Raw genomic sequence first — 18,789 nt, 5'->3', positions numbered from 1 at the left:
ATGACAGACTTTCAATAATTCAGAATAACGATATCAGGACTTCAATAAAATTGACCTGTTTGATTAAGTCTTTAACCTGATACCGAGTTGGTTCATCGAAATTTTTATAAAACAGTGAAAGTTAATCTAAATAGATTTAAATGTCTTTATTAATCCATTCAATCTTTTGAACCCGATTGTTCACCACTGTTACAGTATAGATTGTGTTTTCAATCTGATATGTATAATCCATAGCAATAGAAGTGCGGTTGTTATTTTCTTTCCACTCATAAGAATTCATGGAAAGAGGGGATTGATCCATACGTGTGACTAGTTCAGTATAACTATCACCAATCGTCACTAATTGACCATTCCCTGTACGTAAATTATTGGTCTGATTGGCTGCAAACAATAGACTAGAGCATGTTAAAGAAAGTAGTAAAATTAAAATGGATTTCATATTCAATACCTTATATTTATAAAAAAAGTGATGAATCTTCAAGGAGTGTTTTGAATATAACTTAACTTTACTTATTGAGTTGTATCTGAAATATTAACAACTAGGGATGTATAAAAAATAAGCCGCTAAAACAAGGGTAACTATATGATTTATTGTATTATAGTTGTGGTTTTAAGCGTATTCCTATTTTGGTTAAGTCGAACTTTAAAAAAATCATCGGCAATGCTGAATCAGGGGCTTGAATACGCTGTCCAACATGGACGAATTCCAAAAGAAGAACTAGAAAATTTATTGAATACAGGTGACTTTATACACTGGGCTCAGGAACAAGTCAGTCATCGAGCACCAGATGAAATCACACGAGTGGGGCAAGCGCAGATTTTTGGGCAGTTATTACTTGAATATTATCATTTAAAAAATCCAGAATTTTTAAATCAAGAGAAAGATCGAAGATCCGCTTTGTCACCAATATCCGTGCAGAGTTTAGATAAAAATGGTCGTGTTATGAAGATACTTCCTGAATTAGAGGTATATAACCACACTCAACTTTTAAATTTTTTTGATGTAGAGGCGGAGCGTGATCGGATCTTGATTATTCTGCATAGAGCAAGCACGGCACTATCTGACAAAGAACGAGTCATAGATGAGCTGGAAGTTTTGGCACTGAAATATGCGGATATGAAGTCAGCTGAGTTTCTTGGAGATTTCTATAACATGGGGAAATATGTGAAAAAAGATACAGAAGTAGCTCAATTGTTTTATGAAATTGCAGCTGGGCAAGGTTCTGAAATAGCGAAGCAACGGATACAACAATTAAAATCTGACTAAATGACTAGGATTTATAAGGACATTCAAAAAGCTTACTCTAAGTTGACTTAACCTGAGCACAATTTACAGCTAAACTATGCTTTTAGATGTATTCCATATTTGGAGCAAACTTATGTCATGGCTTTCTTCGCTTAAATCTGTTTTTTCGCCGGCACAGGAGGTGAAAGAGGAAGAAGTCCAAAATGTGCTCCAAAGCTATATTTTGCCGAATTCGACAAATCCTTTACAAGATCGAATCAGCCAAATTAATGTTGAAGGTCGAATTTTACAAATTACAATTAATACTTTTCCGGCAGAAGCAGATCATTTACAACAAATTCATGATGATTTGGCTGATGCGTTAGAAAAATGTGGTATTCAAGAGTTGAACATGCATGTCATTCAACAAAAGCATAATCAAGCTGAAGCTTGTACGAGCCACGAACATAATAAAGAAGGGCACAGTTGCTCAACTCAACCGAAAGTAGAAACTAAGCAACACACAAATTTACCGCCTGTAATTGATGCCTCTGGAACACCTGAAACAGCGGGAGCTCAAGCAGAGGTTGATCCGAATAATCCACCTATTCAAAAAGCTGCACCGCAACAACGTGATGTACCTAAACATCCGCGCATTCAAAATGTAATTTTGGTGTCATCGGGGAAAGGTGGTGTAGGGAAATCAACAACAACGGTTAATCTTGCTTTAGCTTTACAACAATTAGGTCTGAAAGTTGGCGTACTGGATGCTGATATTTATGGACCTAGTATTCCGACCATGTTAGGCAATCAGGGGCGTACCCCAATGATTGAAGCAGAAAACTTTGTACCTATCGATGCATATGGTTTAGCGGTTTTATCGATCGGACATTTAACTGGTGATCATAATACCCCAGTAGCATGGCGTGGACCAAAGGCAACAGGTGCATTGATGCAGTTATTTAACCAAACACTGTGGCCGGAACTTGATGTTTTAGTGATTGATATGCCACCAGGCACGGGTGATATTCAACTGACATTGGCACAACGCATTCCTGTAACAGCAGCGATTATTGTGACTACGCCGCAGAATGTTGCACTGATGGATGCAACCAAAGGAATAGAGTTATTTAATCGTGTACATATTCCAGTCATGGGTGTGATTGAAAATATGTCGACCCATATTTGTTCAAATTGCGGTCATGAAGAACCAATTTTTGGTACTGGCGGCGGAGATAAACTGGCTGAGCAATATGATATTCCTTTACTTGGTCGTTTACCGCTCAATGTACAGATTCGTGAAAATGCAGATGCAGGTAAACCCTCTGTAATTGCAGGTGATGATGCCGCAGAAAGTTATATCACGATTGCGCGGAAAATTATCGATGCTTTGCCTAAAGCAGCAAAAGACCAAAGCCGAATTTTCTAATAGATATTTGACCTAAATAGCTCACATAGATATTGCTATGTGGGCTGTTTTTATATCAATAAGGGGAAATAATTCCTGAAAATGTATTTTAAATCTTTTGGCGCATTCTCCATTTTTTAACAATCGACCAGCGCCAATAAATACGAGTAATTGCAAAAAATAGTACTGCAAAAATAAGTGCCTCAATCAACAAACCTGTGGCTAAAATTTTAGCTAAACTCAGATCAATATGGCCATGTCCGAAATTTTTAATCCAATGCATAATTTGATGAAAAACGCCAAGTAACATTTCTTTATTAATCATATGTACATGATAGATTTTTGAACCAATCCAAAAGGCAAAAATAAGGATAGGTACAATGGTCAGTGGATTCATTACCCATGCTAGTAACAGTCCAATCGGTAAATTGGCTTCAAAAATTAAAACGGTCAATATAATTAGTATGCTATGCAGAGGAATAGGTAATATTCCCCAAAATGTACCAATGAACATGGCTTTAGAAATCGATTTACGATTGACATACCAAAGCGTTGGATTTAAGGCTTTATTACCAAAAATTTTCATTATTTTCAAACTATTGACTTGTTCTGGAGAGGGAAGCCAAGACCGAAAAAAACGCTTTGCCATATAAAATAAGTCGTGTGACGAAAGTGAGGTTATTGTGCCTGAGTGTATAGAAAAACGACAGCTTTGAGGAAATATATTAGATGAAGACTACAGATATGTGAACAAGTCTAAAGCCAAAAGCTGAAAGTAAACTTAAATCATATAAATGATGAATAATGGATTTAAGATCATATTTTTAGCATAAGGTGACCAAATGGTTCAGTATTTCAAGAGGGTGGCTTTTTGCTCTAAATATATGAAAAATAATAATATATTTTTAATTTTTGAATCTATTATATGTTGTCTTACAATTATTTTTTGCCAAGTCTAATAAACTAATTTATTGTGCATTCAATTACATAGTGAGGTCATTTGATGATTTCATGGTTTTTTGTGGGTTTAGTGGTGACTATTTTATTAACACCAGGCCCAACGAATACGCTTTTAGCATCTTCCGGTATTCAAGTGGGAGTTCGTCGCTCTTTAGCTTTAATTCCAGCTGAGGCATTGGGTTATTTTATTTCAATTACGGTTTGGGGCGTGATTATTGGTACAGTTTCAAAGCAATTCCCTATTATTCCAACGATTTTAAAATTGTTTAGTGCAGGATATATCCTATTTTTAGCACTTAAGTTATGGCGGACAGCGACCCAAGCGGTAAATTTTGATCAACCGACGATTCGGCCTAGAGAGTTGTTTGTTGCAACCTTATTGAATCCGAAAGCATTATTATTTGCTTCGGCAATTTTTCCAGTTTTTGTTTGGAAAAGTATGGCAGCGTATACCGCGCATATGTTGATATTTTTACTGCTAATTGTACCGATTGCATTTTTTTGGACTTATATTGGTTCAGTACTTGCGAGCAATAAAGTGAGTTGGCTCAATCAATGTAATATGCAAAGAACAGCATCAGTCGTACTGATTAGTTTTTCTGTTCCTTTAAGCTATTCTGCACTTTTACATCTTTAACTTTATTCTCAAATAGAAACGATTAGTTCAGGTCGCATGAGCATTGCACGACCTGAGTTTTGTTAAGACGATACATTTCCTTCAATACCGTTTTAAGTTAAAGTACAGCGCAATAAATGTTTTTACCTATTTTCAGGATATTTCAAAATGGCTATTAAGTCTGATCGTTGGATTCGCGAGATGAGCGAAAATCACGGCATGATCGAACCATATGCAGCGAATCAAGTTCGTGTGAATGAACAAGGTGAAAAAATCGTATCTTATGGTGTTTCAAGCTATGGTTATGATGTTCGCTGTGCCCGTGAATTTAAAGTATTTACGAATGTTCACTCCGTTATTGTTGATCCTAAAAATTTTGATGAAAACAGTTTTATCAGTATTGAATCTGATGTGTGTATTATTCCACCAAACTCGTTTGCTCTAGCTCGTACAATGGAGTATTTCCGTATTCCTCGCAGCGTACTGACCATTTGCTTAGGTAAATCAACTTATGCACGGTGTGGAATTATTGTGAATGTGACACCACTTGAGCCAGAGTGGGAAGGTCATGTCACTTTAGAGTTTTCAAATACGACTAATTTACCTGCGCGTATTTATGCGGGTGAAGGCGTAGCGCAAATGCTATTTTTTGAATCTGATGAAGTTTGTGAAACGTCTTATAAAGATCGTGGTGGTAAATACCAAGGTCAAACTGGGGTTACTTTACCCAAAGCATAATTTGAGTTGTGATATAAAAAAGCAAGCCTTATGGCTTGCTTTTTTATATGTATTTTAAGTGAGTTTTTGGTAAATATAATAAGATTTTTTTATTAACTTTTTTTAAAACAATATTTTAGAAAGATAGGCCCTTTTGTCGGAAAGTATCAAGTCAGTATGATTATTAATGCTAATATTGACTAATAATATTACATACAGTAGCTGTAATAGAGACTTTAAACACAGTATAAAATATTACTGTTGTATATTTACCTCGAATCATAATTCGATAACTCCAAAAATATTAGACATAAAAATCAATCATTAACCAAGCACAGGGAGAGTGTGTTAATGCTTAAATTAAAATATCTGAATGTAGGTTTATTAGCTTTAATTAGTATAAATAGTTGTTATGGAGATACATTAAAAGTAATGACAGATGATCAACTGTCAAATACGGTAGGTCAGGCATTGATGAGTCTGTCCTATATTGCTCCTACAGATTCTAGTAACTTAGAGAAAAATCGACTTGGTGGTGCTCAAAATATAGGTTTTTATAAATTAGGACTAGAAGCAGAATTAGAATTAAATGCGAATATTAAAAAGTTACAGTTAGGATGCGGCGGTACAAATGGTGTTGGGGACTGTGATATTGATATTGATGATTTGAGTTTAAGTGGTTTGAAATTAGATGCAAATGGTAAGCCTGCATCAATGACAAGTGAAGAGCGCGCATCTACGTCTGCTAAATTAACCAATCCATTTTTAGAGTTTGCAATAAAAAATCCAAATCAAGCATCAACAAGACAAGTTGTGGGTTTAAGATTAAGTGCTGAAAAAGCCTTTGGCTTACTCACTGCGGGTACAGAAAATAGTACTAAAGCAAATGGTATTAATACAATTTCTGGGTATATGAAAGTTCAATCAGATTCTTCTGGGGTGATTAAGGGATATGCAACAACTGCTGCGACACGAGATAATCTTTTTGGCGATTACATTGTAAAGGATGCGAATGGTAATCCAGCAAAAGATGCAAATGGAAATATAATAAAACAATCTTTAGTCATTACTGGAACTTTACAAGCATTAGGATTGGGTGGAGCTGCGGAAGCAGATTTCAAAACATCTGCAGGTGGCTTTAATATACCAGAGATAAAGAACAATTATTTTGAAGTTCCAGCAATTATGGTAAATGAGAATCGTGCAAAATCAAAAGTCTTATCAGCTCCTGTGAATGTGCCAAATATTTATGTTGGAAAAGGGGCAAATTACCCTTTAAATGGTATTGTTAATTATAATTCGAGTGGACCTCATAATTCAGATTATTTAGAACCTACAGGTATTTATACACAGGGTGGGGTTGTCGAAGCAACAGTTACAGCCTGTAGAGTATTTGCATGTTTATTAGCAGGTGCGGGTAAAAAATTCTCAAGTGTATATATGAATGGGACAATTTCTAATATAACAGCAGATTTAAATTTGACTCAGTCACTAGGGTTGATTCATAACTTACCAATTAATTCACCATTTTCATTATCATTACAGCAGACTGCATTACAATGGCCAGGTGCAAAATCTGATGATATTGCCCAAAAAGGATGGTGGATGTCATTCGCAGATCCTGTAAATATAGGGTATGTAATTCCTAAAGATCCAATTGATATTTCACCTTTATTTCCCCAAATTGCAAGTGCTGTTTCTGAGTGGTTAAAGGATGGTGGTGGTCATGAGGCTCAAACTAGTGATTTAGGAGGTTTGCTCGGTGGTGCTGATTTATCAGTGAATATAGGAACAATTGATTTGAAAGGTAAACCCCTAAGTTTAAATTTAAGTAATTTAGAATTAACCAATCAAAACTTTAAAGCAAATTGTTATGGAAATTTAAAATTCTGTTAATTGTGTTGCATTTTTTTATTAAAGCGGAATTATTCCGCTTTTTTTATTGTTAAAGATACAGTAAATAATAAAAATATGATCAAAGATTAATTTATACATCTTATAGTAGGATTAATTGATTTTCATTTTTAATATATTTGAAGGTCAGTTTTTGTAAGATCTAAAAAATGCTTAATTAAAAAAGAAATATGACTATTTGAGATAATATAAATAGCGACTGAAAAGTAGGGATAAAAATGCGTAAAGGAATAGGTGCAGCACTAATTTCAATCGGAGCGATTGGGCCACTATATGCCCATTCATTGGTCCCACTTTCAGATGATCAAATGTCCAATACAACGGGGCAGGCTTTAATGAGTTTATCTTATATTGCTCCAAAAGATGATAGTAACTTGATGAAAAATATTGCAGGTTCAAATAATATTGGTTTCTATAAACTGGGTTTAGAAGCAAAACTTGAATTAAATGCCAATATTAGAAATTTGCAATTGGGATGTGGTGGGGTAAATGGTGCTGGTGCCTGTGATATTGATATTAAAAATTTATCATTAAGTGGGTTGCCCAGTTCTTATGATGCCAGTGGAAGTCCTGATTACGATACAAATCGGGCCTCAACCAGTGCAGAATTAACAAATCCTTTTATAGAGTTTGCCATTAGTGACCCAGAAAAAGCATCGACACGAGCAATAAAAGGAATGCGCTTCAGTGCTGAAAAAATTAATGCATTATTAACGGCTGGAATGGCAAATAATGCTGATGTATCAACTACAGATGGTATTCAAAACCTAAGTGGTTTTATGCAAATTGCTGCAACCAGCGGTACGGTGGATACTGCTGTGGGAACTTTTGGAAAAAAAGCGGATGAGATTATTAAAGGAAATATTAAAGTTATTGGTTTAATTAATTCAAGTTTTACAAGCTTACCTAATGATGCTCAAACACAAGGTATTACTTTGCCATCAATGAGAGTTGGATTTAATACGCCAGCCTTTCAAGTCAATGGTAAACGTCAGTCCAGCGCAGTCATCGAAGGGATTAATGTTGCTTTAGATTCTATACCCCTTGATAGTGGGCCAAATAATCAGTTGGCTGTTTCATTAAATCCTTCTGTCGTTGGTGTTAATTATGCCAGAGTTAAGCTTAAAGCTGGTTCTGCTGTAAAAAATTTAAATTTGAGTGTGGGATTTTCTCAAAGCCTGAGTATGATTCATAACATTCCCCTAAAGGGAACGGGTGGCTATTTATCTTTACAAGAAATCCCTTTAATTTGGCCTGGTGCAACCCTTGCTTCTGCAGATGTGGGTAAAACTATTTTGAGCCAAATGAGTGGTGCTACTGATGTTGCTCAAGCAGGATGGTGGATGTCTTTTTCTGAGCCGGTACAGTTGGGTAAATTAGAAGCTACAAAGCCTGTGGATATTAGTTCGGTGTATGCGCAGGTTGCGAGTTTGATGAATGTAGAGCTAGCAAAAAGTTCGCAAACCATAAACTTAGGGTTTAGTGAAGCATTCGCTGCATTGACAAATTCAGTTATAGAAACACCGAATGCTTTAGTGATTGATTTAAATAAAGCAACCAATCCTGCATTGGGAGGGAATCCTGCTTCAATTTTATTACAAAACCTTCAGTTGAAAAATCAAGGGGTAAAGACGAATTGCTATGGAACGCTCAAGTTCTGTTAAATGGCAAACACCTAAGTAAATAAAAGTGGCGTAATGCCACTTTTTTATTGTTAAAAAATATACGACATAATGAGCTATACAGCCAAAGACTCATAATGATGTTCAAAGATATGATTAATTAGTTTGTATTCTTAATAATTTTAAGAGTTTGATTTTGTGTTATTTAATTAAGAATATTTAAAAAATTAATTTAAAAAATATGTACTGAAAATAAAAAGAGGGGATAAAAATGCGTAAAAAAATAAGTGCTATTTTATTATCTTTAGGGGTAATGGTGGAAGTCAATGCTCATTCATTTGTTGCAATGAGTGATCAACAGTTGTCTGATACTGTAGGACAAGCTTTAATGAGTTTGACATATATTGCACCCACGGATGCTGCAAATTTAGAAACAGATCGTCTAGGTGGTGCTAAAAATATTGGTTTTTATAAATTAGGACTAGAAGCTGAATTAGAGTTGAATGCCAATATTAAAAAATTACAATTAGGTTGTGGTGGTGTTAATGGAGCAGGAGCATGTGATATTGATATCGACTATCTCAGCTTAAGTGGTATTTCGGATACCAGTAATGGACGTGTAAGTTCTTCGGCAAAATTGACGAATCCTTTTATGGAGTTTGCTATTAAAAATCCGAGCAGTGCAGCAACACGTGAAGTTGTTGGCTTAAGGGTTAGTTCTGAAAAGGCGATAGGAATGATTTCATTTGGTTTAGAGAATAGTGAGACGCCCACTGGTATTAATTCTTTAAGTGGATATATGGATGTTCAGGCGACAACTGGAACCGCAAAAGTTAACGGCTATGATAGTAATAATCCATTGACCCAAATTTACACTGGAGTCGCAATAAAAGGCCAAGCATGTGGTCTACTTTGTTTGGGATTTTCCACAACTGCCTATAATTTAAATTTACTAAGTGCAAAAACAGGCAGTAAAACATTGTTGGGTGCTTTAACGTTACCACAGCAAACAATTACAGGGAAACGAATTACCAGTGCTAATTTAAAAGCTTCAGCAACTGTAGAGGATATTGCAATATCTGGTAATATTGCAGCTAATGCGTCTGGTATTAAATTAGATAAAAATACAGCAGGATTAATCAAAAATTTAACAGTTGATGTTACTATTAATGAAGGATTAAAATATTTTCATAAAGCAGATCTGAATGGAACATCGGCATCGTTATCATTGCAGTCACAAGATATAAAATGGACTAATACTAAGTCTGTAGCGCAGAATGGTTGGTGGTTAGAGTTTTCTAATCCAATTGACATTGGTGATATTTCCCCAGAAAAAGCAGTAGATATTGCCTTACCCACGCTTAAAGAAACATTGGCACAGGTAAATGATTATCTTGCAACAGATGCAGGGAAAATATCTTGTGGTGCTGGCGGTCTTTTGGGATGTGTTTTTGGTAGTGCTATTGCAGTAGGTACAGTTGATTTAAAAAATGGTACGCCTGTTTCTATGGATTTAACCAATATGGTTTTAAAAAATCAAAATTTTGCTCCAAACTGTTATGGCGGGTTAAAGTTCTGCTAAGTGTTATTTTTAACAATTAAAAATATAAAAATGAGAGTATCAAGGTAGTTGTTTGTATTCACCTAGTTCAAAATAATCTTTGAAGTAGGTGTTACGTTCATCGGAAAAGGCACTGTCTTCACTATTAAATTTTGCCATATTAAAATTAATTGCATATTATAAACTGTGATAAAAATATCAAAACTGTTCGGGGCTAAGGATCGTGTCTCGGCAGTTGGATTAAGAAAGTAAATAAAAAAATATGGTGCGGAGCATCGTGTAAAAAAAGGAAGGTCAAGATGACTACACCAGATTATACGGTAAAATTTAAAAAAACCGTTTTGGCAAGTTTTATCGGGTTGTGTTTAAACCAATCTTGCTTCGCACTTGAAGCATTATCTGATGAAAATTTAAGTGACACGACAGGTGAGGGTATTGCAATACTTCCTCAAGATGCTTTTATGGTGTTTCGTGGTGCTGGTGCAAATGAGTCTGAGGATAATATCTTGACCGACCGAACCAAAGATTCGGGTTATATACATTACATTCCTGTTGGGCCTTTGTCTTCATTTGTTCAGGATACAAATAAAGATGGCAAAGTCAATACTTTGGATCACTCTGTAGGAAAGGCTGATCTTTATATGTATGGTTTAGCCGTTTCGAAAAATACGAATAATGATACTAATAGTCGATTAGATAGTGGTAAAAATGCACAAGGTTTAGCAAATGCTGCTATTAAAAGTTGGGGTACAGCTGCCAATCCATGGATATTTAAGGTAGATACTGATTTAAATGTTCCAAACTTCTTAACGGGATCAGATTGTTTAGGGTCTGCGAGTTCTGGATGTGCCGCAGCTGGATATAATAACTCAGTCACTTATCTTAATTTAGAAGCTCCTTTATATGATTTAGTCACGCCAATAACCCCAGAAACAGGGTCTGATGCATATAAGTTAAAATTGGCATTATGGGCAGATGCATTCGTACGTGACCAAAGTAAAGTCGATGGAGATCCTAATCAGTTTAGATTGGGCGAATTATTTAGTACAACAGCACCATCTGTTGCTGATCCAAATCTTGATCGAGCAAATCGTATCCGACTTCAAGCTATTTGGAACAATTTTAGTATTAATGGTAGCCGTATTCAAATGTTCCAAACACTAGGCGGTGCGACGAATACCGGCGGAATGAGTTCTTTTTATAATAATACCTTGGGTTTGGCCGGTGTACTTCGGTTTAATAGTGGTGCTGCTTCGGTGAGTGGTGTGACATTAAATAATGGCGTAGTTAGCGGACTAGCTACGGGTGGTTTTGCTGCACAATATAAAAATGCAACAGCAACTCGCGCACAAACCACAACCAATCGCTATTCAACGTTATGGCCAGGGCAGGTTAGTTATACTGCTGGTACAGGTGCATTTACTGTTATTCCATCTGATTTTAATAATCGTATTTATCAACTAAGAACAATTGATACAGTCGATACGATAACAGAAGGTTATTACAATCTACCTACGACGGGTATGAATAATGTCTTGCGCTTAAGTACGCAAGAAAGTGCGACTAGTCCACAAGGTTTATTATCAACACCCGCATTGGGAAATGGTGCCGCCCCAACATTTGATTCAAATGAGGGGATATTTATTTATAATTTAAATACAAATTTAGTTTTAGGTTCTTTATATCAACCTTTGACGGTTGGTTCTGATGGTAAAAACTTTAGTTTAGAGGTTGCACGTATACCGAATAAAGAGAGCATTTATAAGAAAATTTATACAGATTATACCGGTGCAGATAAAACCTATCTTGGTTCGACGTGTAATGTTTATCAATGTGGTAGCAATGGACTTGCGGGCTATCAAGGTAATAATGCGACACATAGTAGTATTAGTATCGGCTCTACAATTTATGATAAGCAAAATAACGCTTTGCAGGCTTTTAAAGGCGACTCTGGATATGATGCTATTGGTATTTCATTCGGAGCTTTAAAGGGTAATTCTATACAAGCTTCTACCAAATATTATTCTCAATTACAGGCAAAAATGCGTGATTATATTTCCTTGACAGGTGCAGGTTCAAGAAATACTTGGCGTTATGCGACGGGAGTGAGTGCAGGTCCTATTGATATTACAGGCACTAGTTTTTCAAATCCATCCTTTGTAACAAGTTGGGCGACTGGGACAGCGGGTTGTAATGAGGGTACTGGAAACTCGAATACCTGTTTTGATTTTGATAAAGGAAGTTGGTTTGATATCAATAGTTTTGATGTACCTGACGCAGCGACTTCTAGCACTGTAACCATAGGTGGTAAACAGGTTGTATTACCAAATTATAATCCTACAGTTGCACATGCTGGTTATGTTGTTGGGAAGGGTGCACCGACCGGATATGATTGGTCAGGGAATGGTCGCTCTTTTACTGTAGATGCATGGGGAGCTTTGCCAAATGCGAATTATAGTGGCACAAAGTGGACCTCAACATCTGCCGCTCCTACAATAGCTCCAACGGTATCAAATGCTATACCGATGAATAACATGGGCTCAGCTGTAATTGATGGTTTGCTTATCCAGCATATGAAAATTACAACAACAGGCCTATAAGTAAGAGAGATCATCATGAAAAAAATAACTTTTTTACTTTTAGCGCTATGTAACTCAATGGTCTTTGCAGAATTAAAGCCTATGGATAATCAGACACTTCGGGCAATAGAGGGGCAAGCTGGAGCGGATTTATCACTGAAATTAACGCTCAATCAAAAAGTCTTGACCAATACAGAATTAGCAAATGGGACAGCACCGATTGTAGATTGCGCCAATCTTGCATACTGCCATTTGGCTATTTCACCAAATAAAAGATTTGTACAAAAGGATGCAAGTGGAAATTGGACTGTGGCGGCTAGTGATCCGACAGTGAGTAATCCTGGACATAAGTTGTGGTTAGTGTTTAAGGGAATTCAAGGAACAATGAATATCCAAAAATTAGGGCTTGATGGTATTGATTTACAATATAGTAATATGATTAAGCCAGCAATCCAGTTAACGGTCAGTGCTGATAAGCCTTTGCAAATTCGTAACTATGGATTTAATGCATTATCGATAGAGCAAGATAACTTTACTTCTTATTATGATGCTACTGGTAAGTTGGTTGAAGGATCCAGCAGTACGGCAAGTGATTATGGTTATTTGAAAGCGAATGTTTATAGTGATAAAGCTCAGGTTATAGATCAATCGGCACCTACTTTAGGGCCTATAGGAACAACCGCAGATAAATATGATACAGGTAGAGAGACGGGTTTTGTTGGCATGATGATGAATGGAAATCTTGCTTTACAGGGGAAAATCATGATGTTTAGCTGTGATGGAAATCATCCTCGCTGTTAGTCTGTTTATAGATATGAAAAGGAAGATGTGATGATAAATAGAAAACAAAATCACGGTAAAGGATTTATCTTAAATACATTAACGCTCAGCATGTTTTTTATGAGCGGTTCTACCTATGCTTTACAAGCGCTAAATGATAGTGACTTAAGAAGTGTAAATGGGCAAGATGGTGTACATATTTCTACGACTTTTAAAGAAGCAAATATTGATACGCTGTATTGGACTGATAATGCAGGACGAGGAACGCAGGGTGCAATTGATTCAAGGCTGACGACAACTGCAGACACCGTTAAGATTCAAAAAAGTAATGCTTTAAGTGTTCCGCTAGGTGCAGATTATAAAATTAATTTAGGGAGTGAAGGTAATAAGACAGGACTAGATTTTGATTTAGCTGTTGCGCCTTTACTGCTGACGATTGATTCTTTTCGTATTTGCGATGTGAGTGCATATTGCAGTGAAAAAATTGGAAATATTGCAGTACAAACAACATCAGACCTAAATATTGGTCTTAAAACCAGAGATGGTTTATTTAGTAAAAATAGTCAAGCCGAGTTGCTTTTAGGGGTAAAAAACGCAAATATTTATTTAGGACAAACCAATATTAATAATCAACTCAATCAGCTTATTTTTAAAAATTTTAATTTTAATTTTAAAGGTAAAGGGTATGTATTTATTGATGAAGTTGCTGGTTTAAAATTACAAACCAATAACTCTATAGATGCCAGTCTTTCACAGGCTCCAAATGAGCAATATGGTTATGTTGATTTTACACGTGTCGCAGATTCTGCTTCAAATAAAATAGGCTTTAAAAATACAGGAACCTATGGTAATGGTTCTGAAACGACAAATGCAGGTTTGAATCTCGAAATTATGTTGAATAAGGGGGTAAATGCAACAACTCCTTATGCTTTGGATGCTAATACCAATAGTCCAGCAGGGGCTATGGGACTTATACGTGTCGGAGCTAGCGGTCGAATGGTTAATGGTTATCTACAACTCAGAGGGTTGGACTCAACAGGAAGTACTGACCTTTTGGGCAAGGCGGACTCTCCTTCGGGAACAACAAACAATAATATTATGGGAAGTTCTGGGATCGCATTTCGTATGAAAGCAGATTTCACTAAAGATGGCGATACCATGCTCGGCTCCGATGGAAAAGCAACCACATTGGAAATAGGTGGCGCTGGGTTGAATACCTATGGTTTTGAGTTTGGAAATTTGACTGGCTTACAACCTGGAACTCGCGGAACATTTGATAGTGGCAATATATATATTAATTTAATTGATACAAAAAATTTACAATTACCAGAAAACTATACGTTTCAAAATAGTCGATTTGGTAATAATAGCTATTTAACAACTTTAGATGATTACAAGCAGAATGTTCATCTATTATCTACAAATCCATATGCAGTGGCCATGAGCATTCGTGGTGGTGAGTTTCAGGCGATATCACGTCGAGGACGCTTTACTACAAGTGCAGGAGTGATTGATCCCGCTAATTTGTTTGTTAGTAATGGGTTGAACAATGAATGGGGCTTAGCGCTACCTTTTTATAATTTGAATGCCAATATTGCGATGTATGGAACGAAGGTAACAGCAAATACGGCGTATTACTACACGGATAAAGGTGTAAAAAGTCAAGTTGCTACTTCTGGTAATACAGCACGGCTTGGTTTTTCAATGGCAATGAGTACGGAAGGTATTGATAAGGACCTTTCTCGTGATTTAAATAGTATCGATCCTAATGACAAGCTTTCGAGAAAGTATAAGGATACTGTTGGCTATAATAAAGGTACTAAAACCACTTCTATTTTAGTGATTGATGGTGGTGATCGAGATGGAATTTCAGCAAATGGTATTCAGTCAACAGATTACTATATGGGTCTACGAAATGTAGATTTATTGATGAAAGGCACTGGTAATATAGGTGTTGAAAATGGCAGTTTAAATTTAAGTTTAAAAAACATGCTGATTGTGATGGCTGCTGAAGTTGCTGCGGGATATTTACCAGGCACAACATATAAATCCTGTGCCTTAGGAATAGCCTCTGCCGCGGCTGCATGTGCAATTAAAGATAAATCTTCAAGTGATAATTTTGCACTAAAAGATGATGTGGTTTGGGGAGTGAAGTTACGTCTTGGTGGCGATATGGATCTTTCTTTGATTCCAAATAGTGAAATTAAAGCTGATGGTTCGGGAAGTCGTTTAAGTATTGTCGGTGATATGACTTTGGCAGATGTAGGTAATACGATACAGATTAATGATCCAGTAAATGGTTCAAGTATTGGTCTAGATAATTTAACTGGAAAAATTGGTTTCAATAATGCGATTGTAATGGGGAAAGATCAAGAGAACGGTTTAGGTAAGGTGGGCTTTAATGCGGCTTTAATATTTAATCCAGATCAAAATCCAGCAGGTGTTTTTCGTGCAAGAGATTTAAACCTATATCCACCAAAAACTGGAGCAGGTGCACGTCTAGGCGAGCTTGCAATTACAGGTGGGCGTTTAACCAGTGAATTTAATATTACACCGCGTTAAATCCTATTATCGGTTTTTGATTGGATCAAAATTTAAAATGCATTAGACTAGTTCTGGTATGGGTTAAAATTAAAAATATTTTCCTAAGGATTAGGACAATGAAGAAAAAAAATATACTCGGATGTGTATCTTTATTATTATGCAGTCCGCTATCTATAGCCATGCAGCCTATGGATGATCAAAGCCTTTCTCAGGCTACTGGGCAGGATGGTATTAATATTGGTGTGCAAGTTGGTAAAATAGAGTTTCAGCAGATCTCTGTTATTGATACTGATGGTTTAACACCTGCAGCTACTTATAAAAATAAAGCATCTCTTGTTATGGCGGGAAGTACAAATAGTCCTGTAAGTGTCGGGTTTTTAGGAGTATCAGTTTCACAGCCTACGGTTAAAATGGTTCTAGATGCCGACGGTGGCTTGGGTCGTCCATTTGCAAATATTGCATTAAGTTTAGGTAGTAATATTACTGGAATTAAAGTTTCTCCTTTTTCTGTTTATCTTGCAGGAGAGAACTCAACATCCTTAAGTGGTGCTTCAAAGTCTATCTTTACTGGTAGTGGTTCTTTAAATAGTGATGTAAGCAAATTATTGACGATTGGTAGTACAGCAAATAATTTTGCGATTAATTTTAATAACACAAATAAACCCGCATTGAATATTCAATTAGGTAATGTTCCTCAAAGCCATTTGATTATGTTGAGTGGTGCAATCCAATCAATTTGTGGTACAGAAGATGGTGGTGGATGTCCTATAGCGCTGATTTCAGGAAATACAGGGGCAACATTTAATTTTCAGTTAAAAGCCAGTGATGTGAGCAATGGATTCTTGTTAAATGGCTTTTATGCTGGCGTTGAATCAGATGGTTTAGTCTTTGGTAATAGTGGTGCCTCAAGTAAGTTTGATGCGGCATTAAATAGTATGACCTTGGGTACATTAAATTCATCTGATGGAGCTGTATTTAATGGCTTGAAAAATGGCTCAATGGGCAATATGGGAGCTGTTGGGGCATCAGTAACTGATTTAAAAGTTAAAATAAATGGTTTGTAGAAATTAATTTTGAAATGTAATAAAAAATCCCACATACCGTGGGATTTTTTATTACTTAATCAGTCAATTATTTTACTAGCTTCGCCATTAACTCTTCTTTAGAAATATTTACGGATTCAGCATCGGTACGACCTTTATATTCAAATGTGCCTGCATCTAAACCTTTTTCACCAAGTACGATACGGTGTGGAATACCAGTTAATTCTAAATCAGAGAATTTAACACCAGGACGTTCGTTACGATCATCTAAAATCACATCAAAACCTAGGGCTTGTAATTCGCTATAAAGCGCTTCAGCAGCTTCTACAGTCCGTGGTGATTTATGTGCATTCATCGGTACAATAGCAATGTCAAAAGGTGCAATTGCAGCAGGCCAAATAATACCTTTATCATCAAAGTTTTGTTCAATCGCAGATGCAACGACACGGGTTACACCAATTCCATAGCAGCCCATAGTGACCGTTAATGGTTTGCCATCTTCACCTAAAACTTTACAGCCTAAAGCTTCAGAATACTTTTGGCCCAATTGGAAGATATGACCCACTTCAATACCACGTTTAATTTGCAGTGTGCCTTTACCATCTGGAGATGGATCACCTTCGACCACATTACGTAAGTCAAATACTTCACTAAACTGAGCATCACGTTCCCAGTTCACACCAGTTGCATGTTTATCAGCTTCATTGGCACCGGCAACAAAATCAGAAAGGACTGAAGCAGCACGGTCAATAATTACGGTTAAGCCTTTTTCGACTAAACCTTGAGGACCAATAAAACCAGCAGTTAGGCCATGTTCTTGCATTTGTGCATCTGTAGCAAAAGTCAAAGGCACGGCAATAGCAGCATGTTTTTCAGCTTTAATTTCATTCAACTCATGATCGCCACGCAGGAACAATGCAATCACAGGAATTTGACCATTTTCAGCTGCAATACCCTGAACTAATAAAGCTTTTACTGATTGAGCTGGATCAGTGTTTAAGAATGTAGAGACATCAGCAATAGTTTTTTGATTTGGGGTTTCTACAATACTTAATGCTTGAGTCGCTGCTGCACGTTCACCGACTAATATCGCTTCGGCTTTTTCTACGTTGGCAGCATAGTCAGATTCAGTCGAGAAAACGATGTCATCTTCACCACTTGAAGCCAATACGTGAAATTCATGCGAACCTGAACCACCAATAGAGCCTGTGTCCGCTTGAACAGGGCGAAAATCTAAACCGAGGCGTGTGAAAATACGGCAGTAAGTGTCATACATCACATCATAAGTTTCTTGTAAAGATGCTTGATTCACATGGAATGAATAGGCATCTTTCATAATGAATTCACGTGAACGCATGACACCAAAGCGTGGACGAATTTCGTCACGAAATTTGGTTTGAATTTGATAGAAGTTGATTGGAAGCTGCTTATAGCTTTTTAACTCGTTACGCGCGAGATCAGTAATCACTTCTTCATGGGTTGGCCCCATAACAAAGTCATTGTTATGGCGGTCTTTAAAGCGTAATAGTTCAGGACCGTATTGCACATAACGGCCAGACTCTTCCCATAAACTTGCGGGTTGAGTGACTGGCATGAACACTTCAAGTGAGCCAGCACGATTCATTTCTTCACGAACAATCGCTTCAACTTTATTTAACACACGTACACCCATCGGCAACCAAGTATATAAACCTGAAGCCAACTTACGAACCATCCCCGCACGTAACATGAGTTGATGTGAAATAACTTCAGCATCATTTGGGGTTTCTCTTAACGTAGCAAATAAAAAGCGACTCGCGCGCATGGAAACTATCCTGAAA

Annotated in this window: 14 protein-coding genes; 11 read left to right on the top strand and 3 right to left on the bottom strand. The window is 36.6% G+C overall.

Annotated elements, in window-relative coordinates; genetic code table 11:
* Positions 1–136: 136 nt before the first annotated feature.
* Entirely contained in the window at positions 137–439 is a 303-nt protein-coding gene (locus B9T27_RS04930; protein ID WP_086205722.1) for a hypothetical protein, read from the bottom strand.
* A gap of 144 nt (positions 440–583) precedes the next feature.
* Here B9T27_RS04930 and B9T27_RS04925 point away from each other — a divergent pair, with 144 nt between their 5' ends.
* Both B9T27_RS04925 and apbC read left to right on the top strand, forming a co-directional pair.
* Entirely contained in the window at positions 584–1,267 is a 684-nt protein-coding gene (locus B9T27_RS04925) for an SEL1-like repeat protein (RefSeq protein ID WP_086205721.1), read from the top strand.
* A 112-nt stretch (positions 1,268–1,379) separates the two neighbouring features.
* Entirely contained in the window at positions 1,380–2,654 is a 1,275-nt protein-coding gene (apbC, locus tag B9T27_RS04920; protein WP_086205720.1) for an iron-sulfur cluster carrier protein ApbC, read from the top strand.
* A gap of 88 nt (positions 2,655–2,742) precedes the next feature.
* On the opposite strand, the gene B9T27_RS04915 is transcribed toward apbC, so the two are convergent.
* The gene (locus B9T27_RS04915; RefSeq protein WP_086205719.1) at positions 2,743–3,282 is read right to left on the bottom strand and encodes a DUF2062 domain-containing protein; all 540 of its coding nucleotides are present in this window, start codon (positions 3,280–3,282) and stop codon (positions 2,743–2,745) included.
* Between the two features lie 354 nt (positions 3,283–3,636).
* Between B9T27_RS04915 and B9T27_RS04910 the strand changes: the two genes are divergently transcribed.
* From B9T27_RS04910 to B9T27_RS04870, 9 genes are all read left to right on the top strand, one after another.
* Complete coding sequence (locus B9T27_RS04910; protein ID WP_086205718.1) at positions 3,637–4,230, top strand: LysE family translocator; 594 nt, start codon at positions 3,637–3,639, stop codon at positions 4,228–4,230.
* A gap of 147 nt (positions 4,231–4,377) precedes the next feature.
* On the top strand, positions 4,378–4,947 hold the full coding sequence (gene dcd, locus B9T27_RS04905) for a dCTP deaminase (RefSeq protein WP_086203656.1): 570 nt from the start codon (positions 4,378–4,380) through the stop codon (positions 4,945–4,947).
* Between the two features lie 330 nt (positions 4,948–5,277).
* Entirely contained in the window at positions 5,278–6,822 is a 1,545-nt protein-coding gene (locus tag B9T27_RS04900) for a hypothetical protein (protein ID WP_086205717.1), read from the top strand.
* 236 nt (positions 6,823–7,058) lie between these two features.
* The gene (locus B9T27_RS04895) at positions 7,059–8,504 is read left to right on the top strand and encodes a hypothetical protein (RefSeq protein WP_171263325.1); all 1,446 of its coding nucleotides are present in this window, start codon (positions 7,059–7,061) and stop codon (positions 8,502–8,504) included.
* Positions 8,505–8,733: 229 nt separating this feature from the next.
* Entirely contained in the window at positions 8,734–10,044 is a 1,311-nt protein-coding gene (locus B9T27_RS04890; RefSeq protein ID WP_171263324.1) for a hypothetical protein, read from the top strand.
* 278 nt (positions 10,045–10,322) lie between these two features.
* Positions 10,323–12,623, top strand: coding sequence for a hypothetical protein (locus B9T27_RS04885; protein ID WP_086205715.1), 2,301 nt, complete (start codon positions 10,323–10,325; stop codon positions 12,621–12,623).
* A gap of 15 nt (positions 12,624–12,638) precedes the next feature.
* Entirely contained in the window at positions 12,639–13,403 is a 765-nt protein-coding gene (locus tag B9T27_RS04880) for a hypothetical protein (protein ID WP_086205714.1), read from the top strand.
* A 30-nt stretch (positions 13,404–13,433) separates the two neighbouring features.
* Positions 13,434–15,944: a DUF6160 family protein gene (locus tag B9T27_RS04875; RefSeq protein WP_086205713.1), complete on the top strand. Its 2,511-nt coding sequence runs from the start codon at positions 13,434–13,436 to the stop codon at positions 15,942–15,944.
* Positions 15,945–16,042: 98 nt separating this feature from the next.
* A complete protein-coding gene (locus B9T27_RS04870; RefSeq protein ID WP_086205712.1) occupies positions 16,043–16,990 on the top strand; it encodes a DUF6160 family protein in 948 nt (315 codons plus the stop codon).
* Between the two features lie 67 nt (positions 16,991–17,057).
* On the opposite strand, the gene B9T27_RS04865 is transcribed toward B9T27_RS04870, so the two are convergent.
* Entirely contained in the window at positions 17,058–18,773 is a 1,716-nt protein-coding gene (locus B9T27_RS04865; RefSeq protein WP_086205711.1) for a proline--tRNA ligase, read from the bottom strand.
* Positions 18,774–18,789 lie beyond the last annotated feature (16 nt).

It is taken from the genome of Acinetobacter sp. ANC 4648, from assembly GCF_002135345.1.
In the GTDB taxonomy this organism is placed as follows: domain Bacteria; phylum Pseudomonadota; class Gammaproteobacteria; order Pseudomonadales; family Moraxellaceae; genus Acinetobacter.
The sequence above is the reverse complement of the archived record's forward strand: the minus strand, read 5'-3'. Positions and strand labels throughout refer to the sequence as shown.